Source organism: Streptomyces sp. NPDC020299 (assembly GCF_044387825.1).
Classification (GTDB): domain Bacteria; phylum Actinomycetota; class Actinomycetes; order Streptomycetales; family Streptomycetaceae; genus Streptomyces.
The window spans coordinates 1-1,789 of the sequence record NZ_JBIRWL010000045.1; the positions used below are offsets into that span (position 1 = coordinate 1).

Here is a 1,789-nt window from a genome sequence, read left to right on the forward strand (position 1 = left end):
GCGGGGGGGTGCCCCTATGTGTTTGGTCAAGGTCGAAGGCCAGTAGGTTCGTGTGGTCGAGGGCGGGCTGAGCCGTAGGGGTGGGCATGAGTGATAGCCAGGTCACGATCAAGCTGTCGAGTGACGAGGCACTGGTGTTGTCGCACTGGCTGGAGAAACTCCAGATGACGGACCTCGGCCAGGTTGTCGACGATCCGGCGGTGTGGGCGCCGATCCATAGGATCGCCGGAACGCTCGACAAGACGCTTCCCGAGCTGTTCGTATCCGACTATGACGAGCGGCTTGAGGCGGCTCGTCAGAGGCTTCGGCCGGAGGACTGATCGAGCGGTCTGAACTCCTCACCTGGCTGTGGCGGGTTGGGGTTCGTAGAAGGTGCCGTCGCGGAGCATCGCGAAGAGGACGTCGGCCCGGCGTCTGGCGAGGCAGAGCAGGGCCTGGGTGTGGTGCTTTCCCTGGGCAATCTTCTTGTCGTAGTAGGACCGCGATGCGGGGTCGCCCAGAGCGGCGAACGCAGAGAGGAAGAAAGCCCGTTTGAGCTGCTTGTTTCCCCGCCGGGAGGGCTGTTCGCCGCGGATTGAGGAACCTGAGTTGCGGGTCGCCGGGGCGAGGCCCGCATAGGCGGCGAGGTGGCCGGCGGTCGGGAAGGTGCTGCCGTCGCCGACCTCGATCAGGATCCGTGCGCCGGTCCTGACGCCGATGCCTGGCATGGACGTCAGGACCTTCGAAAGAGGGTGGGCCTCCAGTAGTTCCTCGATCCGCCCGGCCAGCAGCTTGCGCTGGTCAAGCACGGCGGTCAGCGAGCCGGCCAGGCTCGGGACGATCAAAGCGGCTGCCTCGGTGCCCGGAACAGTGACGGTCTGCTCGTCCAGGGCAGCAAAGATCTCCTCGACCAGCCGCTCGGCCATCCTCGGCGCCTTCGGCCGTATCAACGTGACGAGGCGGCGTCGGCCGGCCTTGCGGATCTGGGACGGTGAGCCGAACCGCTCCAGCAGGGCCAGGACGGCCGGGTGTTGCAACCGCGGCCCCAGCACCCGCTCCAGCGAAGGATGGATCTGGGTCAGCAGGTCATGCAGCCGGTTCGCGACGCGGGTGGCCTCGCCGGCCAGGTCGTCGTCGAAGCCGACGATCATCTCCAGCTCGGCGATCGTCTCGTCCTCGCCGTCGATGGCCCGCAGCGTGTGAGGCATCGCCCGGGAGGCGTCCGCGATGATGAACGCGTCCCGCGCATCCGTCTTGGCCTCGCCCGGGTAGAGGTCGGCAATCCGGCGCATCGTCAGTCCGGGCAGGTAGGCGATGGGGCAGCCCATGGCTCTCGCAACCGCCAGCGGCAGAGCCCCGATTGAGGCCGGCTGGTCGACCACGACCAGCACCGTTCCGTGCTTGGCCTGGAGTTTCGCGAAGAGCTCGCGGAGTTTGGGTTCGCTGTTGGGCAGCCGCTTGTCGAAGGCTTTCTTCCCGGCCGGGGTGACGGCGGTGGCGTGGTGTTCGCCCTTGCCGACGTCCAGGCCGAGGAAGACGTCGATGTCACCGGTGTCGATCACGTGCAGGCCCCTCCGGTCACGCTTTTCGTCCGGCCTGCCAGGGCATCGAGCTGCCACATCCACGTTACGGAGAGCTCTTCCGGCTCGGGTGAAGCGCCGGTGCTCAAGCCCCTCATCAGCGGTCCGTCGATGCCTCCGGGCCCGGTGACACCACCCCCCGGATCATGAACAACAGGAGGGGGAAGTCATGCCGGACCCGAAGGCCGGAGGCCCCGTTGCGGAGCCACGAAAAAGGTAACGGGGGGGGG

At 67.2% G+C, this 1,789-nt stretch carries 2 protein-coding genes; one reads left to right on the top strand and one right to left on the bottom strand.

Annotated features, from left to right (window positions below; translation table 11 throughout):
• Positions 1–86: 86 nt before the first annotated feature.
• Positions 87–320, top strand: coding sequence for a hypothetical protein (locus ACH45E_RS45725; protein WP_361458336.1), 234 nt, complete (start codon positions 87–89; stop codon positions 318–320).
• 18 nt (positions 321–338) lie between these two features.
• Here the strand turns inward: ACH45E_RS45725 and ACH45E_RS45730 are convergent, their stop codons facing one another.
• A complete protein-coding gene (locus ACH45E_RS45730; protein ID WP_399042899.1) occupies positions 339–1,541 on the bottom strand; it encodes an IS110 family transposase in 1,203 nt (400 codons plus the stop codon).
• Positions 1,542–1,789 lie beyond the last annotated feature (248 nt).